The 15,198-nt window shown below is 63.2% G+C and carries 18 protein-coding genes and 1 pseudogene; 14 read left to right on the top strand and 5 right to left on the bottom strand.

Going from position 1 to position 15,198, the window contains the following annotated elements:
* Positions 1-66 precede the first annotated feature (66 nt).
* The 3 genes from moaC to moaE are packed head-to-tail and all read left to right on the top strand — an operon-like array spanning position 67 to position 1,254.
* Positions 67-546, top strand: a complete 480-nt coding sequence (gene moaC, locus ACZ0AV_RS08445) for a cyclic pyranopterin monophosphate synthase MoaC (RefSeq protein WP_499150623.1) — start codon at positions 67-69, stop codon at positions 544-546.
* The gene (locus ACZ0AV_RS08440) at positions 543-785 is read left to right on the top strand and encodes a MoaD/ThiS family protein (RefSeq protein ID WP_499150622.1); all 243 of its coding nucleotides are present in this window, start codon (positions 543-545) and stop codon (positions 783-785) included. The genes moaC and ACZ0AV_RS08440 overlap by 4 nt, the downstream gene beginning before the upstream one ends.
* A gap of 1 nt (position 786) precedes the next feature.
* The gene (moaE, locus tag ACZ0AV_RS08435; protein WP_499150621.1) at positions 787-1,254 is read left to right on the top strand and encodes a molybdopterin synthase catalytic subunit MoaE; all 468 of its coding nucleotides are present in this window, start codon (positions 787-789) and stop codon (positions 1,252-1,254) included.
* Positions 1,255-1,294: 40 nt separating this feature from the next.
* On the opposite strand, the gene ACZ0AV_RS08430 is transcribed toward moaE, so the two are convergent.
* Positions 1,295-1,459: a hypothetical protein gene (locus tag ACZ0AV_RS08430; protein WP_499150620.1), complete on the bottom strand. Its 165-nt coding sequence runs from the start codon at positions 1,457-1,459 to the stop codon at positions 1,295-1,297.
* A 280-nt stretch (positions 1,460-1,739) separates the two neighbouring features.
* Between ACZ0AV_RS08430 and purT the strand changes: the two genes are divergently transcribed.
* On the top strand, positions 1,740-2,921 hold the full coding sequence (purT, locus tag ACZ0AV_RS08425) for a formate-dependent phosphoribosylglycinamide formyltransferase (protein ID WP_499150619.1): 1,182 nt from the start codon (positions 1,740-1,742) through the stop codon (positions 2,919-2,921).
* Here the strand turns inward: purT and ACZ0AV_RS08420 are convergent.
* The 3 genes and pseudogenes from ACZ0AV_RS08420 to ACZ0AV_RS08410 form a co-directional block, all read right to left on the bottom strand.
* A pseudogene (locus ACZ0AV_RS08420) lies at positions 2,835-3,056 on the bottom strand (hypothetical protein); the annotation flags it as partial. The gene purT and the pseudogene ACZ0AV_RS08420 sit on opposite strands and share 87 nt — an antisense overlap.
* A complete protein-coding gene (locus ACZ0AV_RS08415; protein ID WP_499150618.1) occupies positions 2,963-4,210 on the bottom strand; it encodes a CNNM domain-containing protein in 1,248 nt (415 codons plus the stop codon). The pseudogene ACZ0AV_RS08420 and the gene ACZ0AV_RS08415, both read right to left, overlap by 94 nt.
* Positions 4,211-4,214: 4 nt before the next feature.
* Positions 4,215-5,015 carry a cytochrome C assembly family protein gene (locus ACZ0AV_RS08410; RefSeq protein ID WP_499150617.1) on the bottom strand — a complete coding sequence of 267 codons (801 nt, stop codon included), beginning with the start codon at positions 5,013-5,015 and terminating at the stop codon, positions 4,215-4,217.
* A 193-nt stretch (positions 5,016-5,208) separates the two neighbouring features.
* Here ACZ0AV_RS08410 and ffh point away from each other — a divergent pair, with 193 nt between their 5' ends.
* From ffh to thrC, 10 genes are all read left to right on the top strand, one after another.
* On the top strand, positions 5,209-6,585 hold the full coding sequence (ffh, locus tag ACZ0AV_RS08405) for a signal recognition particle protein (protein ID WP_499150616.1): 1,377 nt from the start codon (positions 5,209-5,211) through the stop codon (positions 6,583-6,585).
* 144 nt (positions 6,586-6,729) lie between these two features.
* Complete coding sequence (gene rpsP, locus ACZ0AV_RS08400) at positions 6,730-6,981, top strand: 30S ribosomal protein S16 (RefSeq protein ID WP_084306325.1); 252 nt, start codon at positions 6,730-6,732, stop codon at positions 6,979-6,981.
* 7 nt (positions 6,982-6,988) lie between these two features.
* On the top strand, positions 6,989-7,525 hold the full coding sequence (gene rimM / locus ACZ0AV_RS08395; RefSeq protein ID WP_499150615.1) for a ribosome maturation factor RimM: 537 nt from the start codon (positions 6,989-6,991) through the stop codon (positions 7,523-7,525).
* Positions 7,526-7,529: 4 nt separating this feature from the next.
* Positions 7,530-8,282 carry a tRNA (guanosine(37)-N1)-methyltransferase TrmD gene (gene trmD, locus ACZ0AV_RS08390; protein ID WP_499150614.1) on the top strand — a complete coding sequence of 251 codons (753 nt, stop codon included), beginning with the start codon at positions 7,530-7,532 and terminating at the stop codon, positions 8,280-8,282.
* A gap of 41 nt (positions 8,283-8,323) precedes the next feature.
* A complete protein-coding gene (gene rplS, locus ACZ0AV_RS08385) occupies positions 8,324-8,674 on the top strand; it encodes a 50S ribosomal protein L19 (RefSeq protein ID WP_070881295.1) in 351 nt (116 codons plus the stop codon).
* 508 nt (positions 8,675-9,182) lie between these two features.
* Positions 9,183-9,590, top strand: coding sequence for an acyl-CoA thioesterase (locus ACZ0AV_RS08380; protein WP_499150613.1), 408 nt, complete (start codon positions 9,183-9,185; stop codon positions 9,588-9,590).
* A gap of 46 nt (positions 9,591-9,636) precedes the next feature.
* Positions 9,637-10,533 carry a site-specific tyrosine recombinase XerD gene (xerD, locus tag ACZ0AV_RS08375; RefSeq protein WP_499150612.1) on the top strand — a complete coding sequence of 299 codons (897 nt, stop codon included), beginning with the start codon at positions 9,637-9,639 and terminating at the stop codon, positions 10,531-10,533.
* Positions 10,534-10,641: 108 nt separating this feature from the next.
* On the top strand, positions 10,642-11,367 hold the full coding sequence (locus ACZ0AV_RS08370; RefSeq protein ID WP_499150611.1) for a DsbC family protein: 726 nt from the start codon (positions 10,642-10,644) through the stop codon (positions 11,365-11,367).
* Positions 11,368-11,471: 104 nt separating this feature from the next.
* Entirely contained in the window at positions 11,472-12,776 is a 1,305-nt protein-coding gene (locus tag ACZ0AV_RS08365; RefSeq protein ID WP_499150610.1) for a homoserine dehydrogenase, read from the top strand.
* Between the two features lie 59 nt (positions 12,777-12,835).
* A complete protein-coding gene (gene thrC, locus ACZ0AV_RS08360; RefSeq protein ID WP_499150609.1) occupies positions 12,836-14,245 on the top strand; it encodes a threonine synthase in 1,410 nt (469 codons plus the stop codon).
* Positions 14,246-14,338: 93 nt separating this feature from the next.
* Here the strand turns inward: thrC and ACZ0AV_RS08355 are convergent, their stop codons facing one another.
* Entirely contained in the window at positions 14,339-15,061 is a 723-nt protein-coding gene (locus ACZ0AV_RS08355) for an endonuclease (protein ID WP_499150608.1), read from the bottom strand.
* Between the last annotated feature and the right edge of the window lie 137 nt (positions 15,062-15,198).

Here is a 15,198-nt window from a genome sequence, read left to right as displayed (position 1 = left end):
CACCCGCGGTTTGCACCGGCCAACGCGGCGCCTACAATCGCCAGGTTTTCTACTTGGAGATTGCCCGTGCTGACCCATCTCGACTCCCAGGGGCGCGCCAATATGGTCGACGTCAGCGACAAGGCGCAAACCGTGCGCGAGGCCGTTGCCGAGGCCCGGGTGCGCATGTTGCCCACTACCCTGCAGATGATCGTCGACGGCGAGCACCCCAAGGGTGACGTATTCGCCGTGGCGCGTATCGCCGGCATCCAGGCGGCGAAGAAAACCTCAGACCTGATTCCACTGTGTCATCCGCTGATGCTCACCAGCGTCAAGGTCGAGCTGCAGGCCGAGGGCGAAGACGCAGTGCTGATTCATGCGCGCTGCAAGCTCACCGGCCAGACCGGCGTGGAAATGGAAGCGCTGACCGCGGCCAGCGTCGCCGCGCTGACCCTCTACGACATGTGCAAGGCGGTGGATCGCGGCATGGTCATCGAGCAGGTGCGCTTGCTGGAAAAGCTCGGCGGCAAGAGTGGGCACTACCTGGCGGGCGAGGGCGAACGATGATCCGTGTGCAGTATTTCGCCCGCTACCGGGAAGCCCTGGGCCTCGACTGCGAAGAGGTGGCGGCCAGCTTTGCCACCCTGGACGAACTGCGCCGGCACCTGCTGGGGCGCGGCGGTGCCTGGGAGGTGCTCGCCGAGCGCGGCCTGATGTGCGCACGCAATGAAGAACTCTGTGGGTTGAGCGAACCGCTGGTCGATGGCGACGCGGTAGCCTTTTTCCCGACGGTTACCGGAGGCTGAGGTGGGCATTCGCGTACAGCAGGCAGTGTTCGATCCGGGATTGGAGACCAACGCCGTGCACGCGGCCAATCGCGGGGTCGGCGCCGTGGCGTGCTTCGTCGGCTACGTACGCGATTTCAATGACGGCCAGGCGGTGGCGGGCATGTTCCTAGAGCATTTCCCGGGCATGACGGAAAAGGCCCTGGCTAGTATCGAAGCCCAGGCCCGTGAGCGTTGGCCGCTACTGGGCGTCGAGGTGATCCATCGCGTAGGCAGGCTGGAGCCGGGCGAGCCAATCGTTTTCGTCGGCGTGGCCAGCGCGCACCGACAAGCGGCCTTCCAGGCCTGCGAGTTCATCATGGACTACCTGAAGACCCGCGCGCCGTTCTGGAAGAAGGAAGACACCGCCAGTGGCCCGCGCTGGGTCGAGGGCCGCGGCAGCGACCAGGCGGCGTTGCAGCGCTGGCAGGCCGACAGCGAAAGTTCATAGCGGCGCAAGCGGCTGAGCGGTGGTCCAGCAGAGCCGGGGCTCAGCCGAATTCGATGAACACCTTGAATAACAGCGGCGCGAACATCGACAGGGCACCCAGGCCCGTCAGCCAGATGCCCCATTCCTGCTCGCGGTTGTTGAAGCCGATGCCCAGCAGCAGAAAACCGCTGATCAATATCACGATCATGATGTGGAACGCGTCCATGGCGATGCCTCCTTTGCAAGTCTACGTGCCAGGAGCTGCGCCGCTGCATCGGCGGACGATGCCGCGACGACATCCATATTGAGCGTAGACGAAGCCTTGCCCCCTCGCCCTGATGCACAGCAATTCGCGGCATCCATGAGGGTTGCCCGCGCGCCGACTGTCGGTAGCCGACGGGCTGTCGCCGCGGCGCGTTGGCGGGCGCGCCGATTTAAGTCGCGGTCGTCGCCCGCGGTGATTAAAATCCCCGCCTGAATTCTTCCTGCTACCCAAGGATCCTGTTATGCCCCGTATCGGAACCCCCCTGTCGCCAAGCGCGACCCGCGTGTTGCTGTGTGGCTCGGGCGAGCTCGGCAAGGAAGTGGTGATCGAGCTGCAGCGCCTCGGCGTCGAGGTCATCGCTGTTGACCGTTACGCCAACGCGCCGGCCATGCAGGTGGCCCATCGCAGCCACGTGATCAGCATGCTCGATGGCGCAGCGCTGCGCGCGGTTATCGAGCTGGAAAAGCCGCATTACATCGTGCCGGAGATCGAAGCGATCGCCACCGCGACCCTGGTCGAGCTGGAGAACGAAGGCTACACCGTCATCCCCAGCGCCCGCGCCGCGCAGTTGACCATGAACCGCGAGGGCATCCGTCGCCTGGCGGCCGAGGAACTGGGTGTGCCCACCTCGCCGTATCAGTTCGCCGACTCCCTCGAGGAGTTCCAGACGGCAGTCAGCGCCATCGGTTTCCCCTGTGTGGTCAAGCCGATCATGAGTTCCTCGGGCAAGGGCCAGTCGGTGCTCAAGGGTGCCGACGACGTGCAGAAGGCCTGGGATTACGCCCAGGCCGGCGGGCGCGCCGGCAAGGGCCGGGTGATCGTCGAAGGCTTCATCGACTTCGATTACGAAATCACCCTGCTGACCGTGCGCCACGTCGGCGGCACAACCTTCTGCGCGCCGGTTGGCCATCGCCAGGAGAAGGGCGACTACCAGGAGTCCTGGCAGCCCCAGGCGATGAGCCCGGCGGCGCGTGCCGAAGCCGAGCGTATCGCCCTGGCGGTGACCGGTTCGCTGGGTGGGCGTGGCCTGTTCGGCGTCGAGCTGTTCGTCAAGGGCGATCAGGTGTGGTTCTGCGAGATATCGCCGCGCCCTCACGACACCGGCCTGGTCACCCTGATTTCTCAGGACCTGTCCGAGTTTGCGCTGCATGCACGGGCCATTCTCGGTCTGCCGATCCCGGCGATTCGCCAATTCGGCCCGTCGGCTTCGGCGGTGATTCTGGTGGAAGGCGAATCGCAGCAGGTCAGCTTCGGCAACCTGGGCGCCGCGCTCGCCGAGGCGGATACCGCGCTGCGCCTGTTCGGCAAGCCGGAGGTCAGTGGCCAGCGCCGCATGGGCGTGGCCCTGGCGCGCGACGAGTCGCTGGAAGCTGCGCGGGCCAAGGCCCTGCGCTCGGCACAAGCGGTCAAGGTCGAACTCTGACGGAAAGCGCCAGCGGTGGCACAGGCGACCGCTGGCGGTATTTACCTTGGCAGGGCTTCCCAGGCCCGCACTTCGAGCACCCGGCTGCCGCTGGCACTGAGTATTTCGAAGCGGTAGCGGCCTACCTGCAGGCATACCGCGTTAGCCGGGATGTTCTCCAGTAGCTCGGTAACCAGGCCGTTGACGGTCTTCGGCCCGTCGACCGGCAGGCTCCAGCCCAGCGCCCGGTTGATTTCACGCAGGTAAGCGCTGCCCTTGATCGCCCAGGTGCCATCGCCCAGCGGCTGGAACTCGCGTGGATGCGCGGTTTCCACGGTACTCAGGTCGCCCACTATCTCTTCGAGAATATCTTCCAGGGTAACGATGCCCATGGCCTCGCCGTATTCGTCGACGACGATGCCGGTGCGGTACTTGTGCTGCTGGAAATTCACCAGTTGGTTGGCCAGCGTGGTGCCTTCGGGCACGAAGTAGGGAGCGTCACAGGCCAGCAGCAGCGCCGCTTCGTCCAGTTCACCGCGGCCGGCCAGGCGCCGCATGTGCAAAATGCCCTCGGTCTGGTTGAGGCTGTTGCGGTACACCGGCAGGCGCGTGTGGGCGGCGTTGCGGACCTGCTCGATCAGCGGCGTGCTGCCTTGCAAGTCGATGCCGGTGATCTCGTGGCGGGGAATCATGATGTCGTCGACGCTGACGCGGTCCAGTTCCAGCACGCCCAGCAGCATCGCACGTCTTTCGCCGGGCAGTGGCAGGTCGTCGGCCTGCAGCGCACCGCGCAGTTCCTCGAGGCTGAGGTCGTCGCGCTGGACCATCGACGGCCTGCCAATCGTGGCGCGTAGCGCCTGGCTGAGGCTCAGCAGCAGGCTGGTCAGCGGCGACAGCGCGGCACTGACCATCAACAGAGGTCTGCTCGTCGGGTAAGCGAACAGCGGCGCCGGCAGCCCGGCCAGAACGCGCCCCAGGGGGTGGGCCAGCATCAGGGCGGCAAGGGTCAGCAGCAGCGGCCAGATGGCCAGGGTGGTACTACCGCCCTGATGCAGGGCCAGCAGCGTGGCCGTTACCGAGGCGGCCACGGTGCTGCAGAGGTTGCCGATGCGCAGCGTGGCAGAGAGGCGTTGCGGCTGATCGAGCAGGCGGATCAACCGCGTGGCGGCGCGGTGCCCCTGGCGGGCACGGTGGCGCAGCCGGTAGCGGTTGAGGCTGAACAGCACGGTGCGGGCGCAGGTGAAGAACGCCGCGCAGGCGAGCAACACAAGCAGCACGGCCAGCAGGGGGATGGGTGAGGGCGTGTCCACGGAATCAGATGTGCAGGATGAATTCGCGGACCAGCTTGCTGCCGAAGAAGGCCAGCATCAGCAGGCAGAATCCGGCAAGCGTCCAGCGAATCGCCTTGTGTCCGCGCCAGCCGAGCTGATGGCGGCCCCACAACAGCACGGCGAACACCACCCACGCGAAGCAGGACAGGATGGTCTTGTGCACCAGGTGCTGGGTGAACAGGTTGTCGATGAAGATCGCCCCGGACAGCAGCGACAGCGACAGCAGGGCCCAGCCGCTCCACAGAAAGCTGAACAGCAGGCTTTCCATGGTCTGCAGGGGCGGGAAGTTGCGAATCAACCCGGACGGGTGCTTGTGCTTCAGATGATGATCTTGTACCAGCAGCAGCAGCGACTGGAACATGGCGATGGTCAACATGCCGTACGCCATGATCGACAGCAGGATGTGCGCGAGGATTCCGGGGCCTTCTTCGAGCGGCTGGGTGGTACCGCTGGGTATGAACTGGGCGCACAGCACCGTCAGGCCGCCCAGCGGGAAGAGAAACAGCAACAGGTTGTCCACCGGCATTCGCCGGCAGGCCAGCAGGATCAGCGCTATCACCGTGAAGGCGATCAGGCTGGCGGTGTTGAAGAAATCCAGATTCAGCCCGGCGCTGTAGTGCATCTGCATGAACAGGCTGCCGCCATGAAAAAACAGCGCGACGACGCCCACGAGCGCGAGCAGGCTTTTGCGGGGCGTGCTGCGCCGGGTCAGGTGCAGGCCTTGGTAGCTGGCGGCGCCAAAGTAAAGAATGGCTGCGGCGAGGCTGGGCAACAGAGGGTGCATAGATCCTGGATGACAAGGCCGGAAAGGCGCTGAGTGTGGCACACAACGGGTGTCGCAAAAAGACTGCAGGCGCTATCCGCTCTCATATGTCGCAGGGGTGCCGACAAAGAAGCCTCGAAAGGCTGGCAGTCTTCGTTATAATCCGCCGTTTGCTGCAAGCCCATCCCGGCCCGACGGCCCGAAAGGAACGCGCATGTTCGAAAATTTAACCGATCGCCTCTCGCAGACCCTGCGCAGCGTCACTGGCAAGGCCAAGCTGACCGAGGACAACATCAAGGACACCCTGCGCGAAGTGCGCATGGCGCTGCTCGAGGCCGACGTGGCGTTGCCCGTGGTCAAGGATTTCGTGGGGCGGGTCAAGGACCGTGCCGTCGGCACCGAAGTGTCGAAGAGCCTGACGCCTGGCCAGGCGTTCGTGAAGATCGTGCGCCTGGAGCTGGAAAGCCTGATGGGCGCGGCCAACGAAGACCTCGACCTGAGCACCACGCCGCCTGCGGTGGTGCTGATGGCCGGTCTGCAGGGCGCGGGCAAGACCACCACCGTGGGCAAGCTGGCGCGCTTCCTCAAGGAGCGCAAGAAAAAGAGCGTGATGGTGGTGTCCGCGGACGTCTACCGCCCCGCAGCGATCAAGCAGCTGGAAACCCTGGCGAGCGACATCGGGGTGACCTTCTTCCCGTCCGACATCAGCCAGAAGCCGGTCGCCATCGCCGAAGCGGCGATCCGTGAAGCCAAGCTCAAGTACATCGATGTGGTGCTGGTGGATACCGCCGGTCGTCTGGCCATCGATGCCGAGATGATGGCCGAGATCCAGGCACTGCATGCGGCGGTCAAGCCGGTGGAAACCCTGTTCGTGGTCGACGCCATGACCGGCCAGGACGCCGCCAACACCGCCAAGGCCTTCAATGACGCGCTACCGCTCACCGGCGTGGTGCTAACCAAGGTCGACGGTGATGCCCGGGGTGGTGCCGCGCTGTCGGTTCGCGCGATCACCGGCAAGCCGATCAAGTTCATCGGTATGGGCGAGAAGAGCGAAGCGCTCGAACCGTTCCACCCCGAGCGGATCGCCTCGCGTATCCTCGGCATGGGTGACGTGCTCAGCCTGATCGAGCAGGCCGAGCAGACCCTCGACCGTGACAAGGCCGAGAAGCTCACCAAGAAGCTCAAGAAGGGCAAAGGCTTCGATCTCGAAGACTTCCGTGACCAGCTCGTGCAGATGAAGAGCATGGGCGGTCTGGGCGGCCTGATGGACAAGCTGCCGCAGATGGGCGGCGTCAACCTGTCGCAGATGGGCGGCGCTCAAGGCGCAGCGGAGAAGCAATTCAAGCAGATGGAGGCGATCATCAACTCGATGACGCCTGCCGAGCGCCGGGACCCGGACATCATCAGTGGGTCGCGCAAGCGGCGTATCGCCATGGGGTCCGGCACGCAGGTGCAGGACATCGGCCGGCTGATCAAGCAGCACAAGCAGATGCAGAAGATGATGAAGAAATTCAGCGCAAAAGGTGGCATGGCCAAGATGATGCGCGGCATGGGCAGCATGATGCCGGGCGGCGGTATGCCGAAGTTCTGAAGCGTCTGCGCCGGCCTGTCGAGGGTCGGCGGAAAAAGAGATTTGCAAACAGCCGCATAATCCTTAGAATATGCGGCCTTTCGGGCCTAGGCCCATTTTTGATGTGTGCCTCAAGTTAGCACCGACTACAGGAACGATGTTCACATGGTAACTATTCGTCTCGCTCGTGGCGGCTCCAAAAAGCGCCCCTTCTACCACCTGACCGTGACCAACAGCCGCAATGCGCGCGATGGTCGCTTCGTAGAGCGTATCGGCTTCTTCAATCCGATCGCCTCGGGTGCCGAAGTCAAGCTGTCCGTCAATCAAGAGCGCGCTACCTACTGGCTCGGCCAGGGCGCACAGCCGTCTGAGCGCGTTGCTCAGCTGCTGAAAGAAGCTGCCAAGGCTGCTGCCTAAGCACTTTATGAGCACGACGCCGGCTCCCGCCGAGGATTTCATCGTTCTCGGCAAGATTGTTTCGGTGCATGGCGTCAAGGGTGAGGTGAAGGTGTTTTCCTTTACCGATCCTCTGGATAACGTGCTCGATTACCCTCGCTGGACGCTGCGGCGCGATGGTGAGGTGAAACAGGTTGAACTGGCTGGTGGACGCTTGCAGGGCAAGGTTCTGGTCGCCAGGCTGAAAGGGCTCGATGATCGTGAAGTGGCGCGTACCTACGCCGGTTTCGAGATTACCGTGCCCCGCAGCCAGCTGCCCGAACTGGACGACGGCGAGTTCTACTGGTACCAGCTGGAAGGTCTCAAGGTCATCGATCAGGCAGGGCAATTGCTCGGCAAGGTCGACCACCTGTTCGAGACCGGTGCCAATGATGTGATGGTGGTCAAGCCGTGCATCGACAGCCTCGATGATCGCGAGCGCCTGTTGCCCTATACGCAGCAGTGTGTGTTGTCGATCAGCCTCGAGGCTGGCGAGATGCGGGTCGACTGGGATGCGGACTTCTGACGCCATGCCGAGCTTGCGCGTCGATGTCATTACGCTGTTCCCGGAAATGTTCGCCGCCATCGGCGATTACGGCATCACCAGCCGTGCGGTAAGGCAGGAGCTGTTGCAGCTGACCTGTTGGAACCCACGCAGTTACACCACGGATCGTCATCACACGGTTGACGATCGCCCCTTCGGTGGCGGTCCTGGCATGGTGATGAAGATCAAGCCGCTCGAAGATGCTCTGGCTGATGCCAGGCAGGCCAGCGGCGGTCCGGCGAAGGTGATCTACCTTTCGCCGCAGGGCCGCCCGCTGACGCAGGCGGCGGTACGCGAGCTGGCGAAGGAGGAACGTTTGATCCTCATCGCCGGCCGCTACGAAGGCGTCGACGAGCGTTTCATCGAAACGCACGTCGACGAGGAATGGTCGATTGGCGATTACGTCCTGTCCGGCGGTGAGCTGCCGGCCATGGTGCTGATCGATGCGGTAACGCGCCTTTTGCCTGGTGCATTGGGTCATGCAGACTCGGCCGAGGAAGACTCCTTCACGGATGGCTTGCTCGACTGCCCGCACTACACCCGCCCGGAGGTGTATGCGGATAAACGTGTTCCTGAGGTGCTGCTTGGTGGCAACCATGAACACATCCGGCGCTGGCGTTTGCAGCAGTCCCTGGGGCGCACCTGGGAACGCCGTGTCGATCTTCTGGATAGCCGCTCGCTTTCTGGAGAAGAGAAAAAGCTGCTGGAGGAATACATCCGCCAGCGGGACGATAACTAAATATCGATGGCCGGCCTGACGGCCCGTCTTAGGAGCGCAGCATGACCAACAAAATCATTCAGCAGATCGAAGCTGAGCAGATGAACAAAGAGATCCCGACCTTTGCCCCGGGCGACACCGTGATCGTCCAGGTAAAAGTAAAGGAAGGTGACCGTCAGCGTCTGCAGGCGTTCGAAGGTGTGGTAATCGCCAAGCGTAACCGCGGTCTGAACAGCGCCTTCACCGTGCGCAAGATCTCCAGCGGTGTAGGCGTCGAGCGTACTTTCCAGACTTACAGCCCGCTGGTCGACAGCCTGTCCGTGAAGCGTCGTGGTGACGTTCGCAAGGCCAAGCTGTACTACCTCCGCGACCTGTCCGGCAAGGCAGCACGCATCAAGGAGAAGCTGGCTTAAGCCACGCTTCCCTCTCGAAAAAAGCAGCCTTGAGCTGCTTTTTTCGTTTCTGGCGTTTGTTCGTTTCGATCATCGAAGTGTCGTTCATGACCCCCAGAGAGCAGGAAATCCAGTTCGTAGGGTGGACGACGCCTCACCTGCGCGGCCCGACCCGTCCACCGCTCTACTATCGCAACGGTGGACAAAAAGAGCGTTGTCCACCCTACGGGGATGAAAGGCTACTTGCGCCTTGTAGAGGCCCTTCTTATTGGGTGCGATTTTTGTATCTACTACGCACACCAAAGTCGTGAGCAGGTTCTGAGTGATGACCCCCAGAGAGCAGGAAATCCAGTTCGTAGGGTGGACGACGCCGCAACCGTCCACTGCTCTACTATCGCAACGGTGGACAAAAAGAGCGTTGTCCACCCTACGGGGATGAAAGGCTACTTGCGCCTTGTAGAGGCCCTTCTTATTAGGTGCGATTTTTGTATCTACTACGCACACCAAAGTCGTGAGCAGGTTCTGAGTGATGACCCCCAGAGAGCAGGAAATCCAGCGGCGTACCGAGCTGTCGGAAACGCGGGTGGCCAAGGCAGTATTCCCACCGACCACCAACCACCACAACACCCTGTTCGGCGGCACGGCCATGGCGTGGATGGACGAGGTGTCGTTCATCGCCGCCACGCGCTTCTGCCGGTTGCCGCTGGTGACGGTGTCTTCCGACCGTATCGACTTCAATCACCCGATTGCCGCGGGCACCATCGTCGAGCTGGTCGGGCGGGTCAGTGCGGTGGGTAACACCAGCATGAAAGTGCAGGTGGACGTGTTCGTCGAGGACATGTACGGCGCGGGGCGCGAGTTGGCCATCCAGGGTGCCTTCAGCTTTGTCGCCATGGGTGACGATGGCAAGCCGGTACCGATATTGCCGGGTTTCTGAGCGCGCGTCGCCGGTGCCTTCCACTCTCTTTTTTCAGGGCTAACCGATGCCTGCAGTCGACCATCCGCTGATCGAGCGTTTCATCGAAACGCTATGGCTTGAGAAGGGCCTGTCCGAGCACACACGGTCGGCTTACCGCAGTGATCTGGCACTGCTCAACGGCTGGCTGCAGAGCCGTGGGCTGGATCTGCAGGCGGTCGGGCGCGACGTGCTGCTCGATCACCTGGCCTGGCGCATGAACGAAGGCTACAAGGCGCGCTCCACGGCGCGGCTGATTTCCGGCATGCGCGGGTTCTATCGGTTCCTTCTGCGCGAGGGGGTGATCGACAGCGATCCGACCCTGCAAGTGGACATGCCACAGCTCGGGCGGCCGCTGCCCAAGTCGCTATCGGAAGCGGACGTTGAAGCGCTGCTGGCCGCTCCGGACCTGGACGATCCGATCGGCCTGCGTGATCGCGCCATGCTCGAAGTGCTGTATGCCTGCGGGTTACGGGTCAGCGAGCTGATTGGCCTGACGCTCGAGCAGGTCAACCTGCGCCAGGGCGTGTTGCGGGTATTGGGCAAGGGCAGCAAGGAGCGCCTGGTGCCGATGGGGGAGGAGGCGATCGGCTGGGTCGAGCGTTATTGCCGCGAAGCGCGCCCGGCGCTGCTGAGCGGGCGTCCCGGTGATGTGCTGTTTCCCAGCCTGCGTGGCGAGCAGATGACCCGGCAGACCTTCTGGCATCGCATCAAGCACCAGGCCCGGGTTGCCGGCATCGCCAAGTCGCTGTCGCCGCACACCCTGCGCCATGCCTTCGCCACCCACCTGCTCAATCACGGCGCGGACCTGCGGGTGGTGCAGATGCTCCTGGGGCACAGTGATCTGTCCACCACGCAGATCTACACCCATGTGGCGCGCGCGCGGCTGCAGGCGTTGCACGCCCAGCACCATCCGCGTGGTTGAACGGGCCGGTGTCAGTTCGCGCTTTGCATCTGCCGCCCGCAGTCAGGGCCCCTGGTTATGGTAGTCTTCGCTCTTCCCTCGTCACCCCGTCGCTCGATAGGAGTATCCATGCGTGTGACCCGCCTTTTCGCGGCCATGGCCCTTGGCCTGGTCAGCACCCTCGGCCACGCTGCCGATCCGGATCAGACGATCCGCAAGAACTTGCTGTCGATCCAGCCGGATCTGCCCATCGAAGCCATTGCCGAAAGCCCGATGCCCGGCGTCTATCAGGTGCAGCTCAAGGGCGGGCGCCAGCTGTACGCCAGTGCTGACGGGCAATTCGTCATGCAGGGTTATCTGTTCCAGTTCAAGGACGGCCAGGCGGTGAACCTCACCGAGGTCGAAGAGAGCCGCGCGGTGGCCAAGCAGATCAACGCCATTCCCGCCAAGGACATGGTGGTGTTCGCACCCAAGGAACCGAAGGCCCACATTACCGTATTCACCGACACCGACTGCGGTTATTGCCAGAAGCTGCACAGCGAGGTGGCCGAGCTGAACAAGCAGGGCATCGAGGTGCGTTATCTGGCCTTTCCGCGCCAAGGCCTGGGCAGCAAGGCTGCCAAGGATCTGGCCAGCGTCTGGTGCTCGAAGGATCGCCAGGCCGCCATGAATCAGGCCAAGGCGCGCCAATCGGTGCCTGAAGCCACCTGCGCCAATCCGGTCGCCCAGCAATACCAGCTCGGGCAGATGATCGGCGTCAACGGCACGCCGGCGATCATTCTTGAAAACGGCAAGATGATTCCGGGTTATCAGCCGGCGGCGCAGCTCGCTCGTCTGGCCCTGGAAGCCAAGTGATCCGGCTTGATTGACTATCAGACAGCCGCTTCGTAAGGTGCGGCTCTTTTTTCACGGCTGGCGCCTGCGTCGGCCGTTTTACGCAGTGCAGTTGGGGGTCTAGTGTGAATCCGGTCAAAGTAGGCATCTGTGGGCTGGGTACCGTCGGTGGCGGTACCGTCAATGTGCTCAAGCGCAACGCCGAGGAAATCGCGCGTCGTGCCGGGCGTGGCATCGAGGTGGCGCAGATTGCCACCCGCACACCCAAGCCCCAGTACCAATCGACCGGCATTACCATGACCGACGATGTCTTCGCGGTGGCCTGCAACCCCGAGATCGATATCGTCGTCGAACTCATTGGCGGTTACAGCGTGGCTCGCGAGTTGGTGCTCAAGGCCATCGACAACGGCAAGCATGTGGTCACCGCCAACAAGGCGCTGATCGCCGTGCACGGTAACGAGATCTTTGCCCGCGCCCGCGAGAAAGGCGTGATCGTCGCCTTCGAGGCGGCGGTGGCAGGCGGCATTCCGGTGATCAAGGCGATCCGCGAGGGCCTGGCGGCCAATCGCATCAACTGGCTGGCCGGGATCATCAACGGCACCGGCAACTTCATCCTCAGTGAAATGCGCGAGAAGGGCCGCACCTTCGAAGACGTGCTGGCCGAAGCCCAGGCGCTGGGTTATGCCGAAGCCGACCCGACCTTCGACGTGGAAGGCATCGACGCCGCCCACAAGCTGACCATTCTGGCTTCCATCGCCTTTGGTATCCCGCTGCAGTTCGACAAGGCCTACACCGAAGGCATCACCAAGCTGACCACCGCCGACGTCAATTACGCCGAGGCGCTGGGTTATCGCATCAAGCACCTGGGCGTTGCGCGGCGTACCGATGCCGGCATCGAGTTGCGTGTGCACCCGACGTTGATCCCGGCCGACCGCCTGATCGCCAACGTCAACGGCGTGATGAACGCGGTGATGGTCAATGGCGACGCCGCTGGCAGTACGCTGTTCTACGGCGCGGGGGCCGGCATGGAGGCGACCGCTTCGGCAGTCGTGGCAGACCTTGTCGACGTGGTGCGCGCCCTGACCACCGACCCGACCAACCGCGTGCCGCACCTGGCGTTCCAGCCGGACTCGCTGTCCGACCACCCGATCCTGCCGATCAGCGACTGCGAAAGCGCCTACTACCTGCGCATTCAGGCCAAGGATCGCCCCGGCGTGCTGGCCCAGGTGGCGAGCATCCTGTCGGAGCGTGGCATCAACATCGAATCGATCATGCAGAAGGAAGTCGAAGAACAGGACGGCCTGGTGCCGATGATCCTGGTCACTCATCGCGTTGCCGAGCAGCGCATGAACGACGCCATTGCCGCACTGGAAGCGCTGAACGACGTGGTGGGTAACGTCGTGCGGATCCGCGTCGAACAACTCAACTAATTTCAGCCGCACGCTGCGAGCGGATCGCGGCGTGACGCTCAACCGAAGGTTTGCAGACAATGCGTTATATCAGCACTCGCGGCCAGGCACCGGCCCTGAATTTCGAAGAGGTTCTGCTGGCAGGCCTGGCTACCGATGGTGGCCTGTACGTGCCGGAAAACCTGCCGCGCTTCACCCAGGAAGAAATCGCCTCCTGGGCCGGCCTGCCGTACCACGAGCTGGCGTTCCGGGTGATGCGCCCATTTGTGACTGGCAGCATTCCGGACGCCGATTTCAAGAAGATTCTCGAAGACACCTACGGCGTGTTCGAGCACGCGGCCGTGGCGCCATTGCGCCAGTTGAACGGCAACGAATGGGTGCTGGAGCTGTTCCACGGCCCGACCCTGGCGTTCAAGGATTTTGCCCTGCAGTTGCTCGGCCGTCTGCTCGACTACGTGCTGGCCAAGCGCAACGAGCGCGTGGTGATCATGGGTGCCACCTCGGGTGACACCGGTTCCGCTGCCATCGAAGGCTGCAAGGCCTGCGATAACGTCGACATTTTCATCATGCACCCGCACCAGCGGGTGTCCGAGGTGCAGCGCCGGCAGATGACCACCATCTTCGGCGACAACATCCACAACATCGCCATCGAAGGCAACTTCGACGACTGCCAGGAGATGGTCAAGGCCAGCTTCGCCGATCAGGGCTTTCTCAAGGGCACGCGCCTGGTGGCGGTCAACTCCATCAACTGGGCGCGGATCATGGCCCAGATCGTTTACTACTTCCATGCCGCTCTGCAGCTCGGCGGGCCGGCACGTTCGGTGGCCTTCTCGGTGCCGACCGGCAACTTCGGCGACATCTTCGCCGGTTACCTGGCACGCAACATGGGCCTGCCGGTCAGCCAGCTGATCGTCGCCACCAACCGCAACGACATCCTGCACCGCTTCATGAGCGGCAACCAGTACGCCAAGGGCGACCTGTACCCGACGCTATCGCCGTCCATGGACATCATGGTGTCGTCGAACTTCGAGCGCCTGCTGTTCGACCTGCATGGTCGTAACGGCCCGTCGATCGCCGCGTTGATGACCGAATTCCGCCAGACCGGCGGCTTCACCGTCGAAGATGATCGCTGGACCGAAGCGCGCAAGCTGTTTGATTCGCTCGCCGTGAGCGATGAGCAGACCTGCCAGACCATCGCCGAGGTGTACGCCGCCACCGGTGAGTTGCTCGACCCGCACACCGCCATTGGCGTGCGTGCCGGCCGCGAATGCCGGCGCAGCCTGAGCGTGCCGATGGTGGTGCTGGGCACGGCGCACCCGGTCAAGTTTCCGGAAGCGATCGAAAAATCGGCGGTGGCACTCTCGCCAGCGCTGCCAGCGCATCTGGCCGATCTGTTCGAGCGTGACGAGCGCTGCACGGTGCTGGCCAACGACCTGAAGACCGTGCAGGCCTTCGTCGCTGCCCACGGCAACCGCGGCAAGCCGCTGTGATCGACTGAGCGCTGCAGCCCAAAAGGCCGATCACCACAAGGGATCGGCCTTTTGGCTTTCAGGGGTTATGTCTCACGTTTTCGTCGTCAGGTTCTAGCGCCGACCAACCGCTGCCACTGGAGCCGGCTCGCACAAGCGCTTGTCGAGCTGCCCGACATAGGGGTTGGTCCAGCCCATCACGCAGCCCATCAGCTGGTTGCGCTGGCGTTCCCATTGCTGGGCCGGGTAGGTCTTGTGCCAGGCGGTATACAGCTGGCGATTCTGCCTCGACAGGCGCAGCTTGTAACGGTCGCTCATGTACAGGTACGTGCGGGCGATCATGCCGCGCACTTCCTTGCGCGGCATGACCTTGCGCGCCTTGAAGTCGACCACTGTCGGGCACGCGCCATATTGGCTGGGCTTCTGGGGTAGCCAGCCAAAGTCATAGTTGCTGCGATCACCGTTGACCTCGCCAATCGCTGGTACCAGGTTGTGCAGGTCGGCTTCGGCACGCCGGAACACCGGGTCGTTCCGGCTGCAGTTCTTGCGACCGCCATGCTGCCAGCATTGGCGTTGGTGGCCGATTTCCCAGGCCGAGACGATGTGTTCCCATTCTATTCGCGAGGCCCGGTTGGCATTCTTGCGCGGGATGTAGCCGCAGCTTTTCAGGTCGACCCGATTGCCGCTGAAACTGCAGCCACAGTAGAACTCTACCGACTGGCGCTCGTAGAGCTTCCAGCCGATCTTCTTGGCCTGGCTGAAGGACTGTGGCGGCGCGGCGGCGAGGGGCGTAGCGAGAACGAGAAACAGCAGGGCGATGAGGCGGCGGGGCGGCATGCGGCTTTCCGGAAAAGTGCCGCATCATACCGATTCGCTTGCAGATTCCAAGGCTAGCCAATTGATGGCGCAAGCCGTCCGGTGCGCCCTGTAAGTCCTTGTTTGCAGGTGGCTTTGCAGCGCAGTGAGCGCGCGCC

Source organism: Pseudomonas sp. AC532 (assembly GCF_979258965.1).
This window is presented reverse-complemented; position numbering and strand designations above follow the sequence as displayed.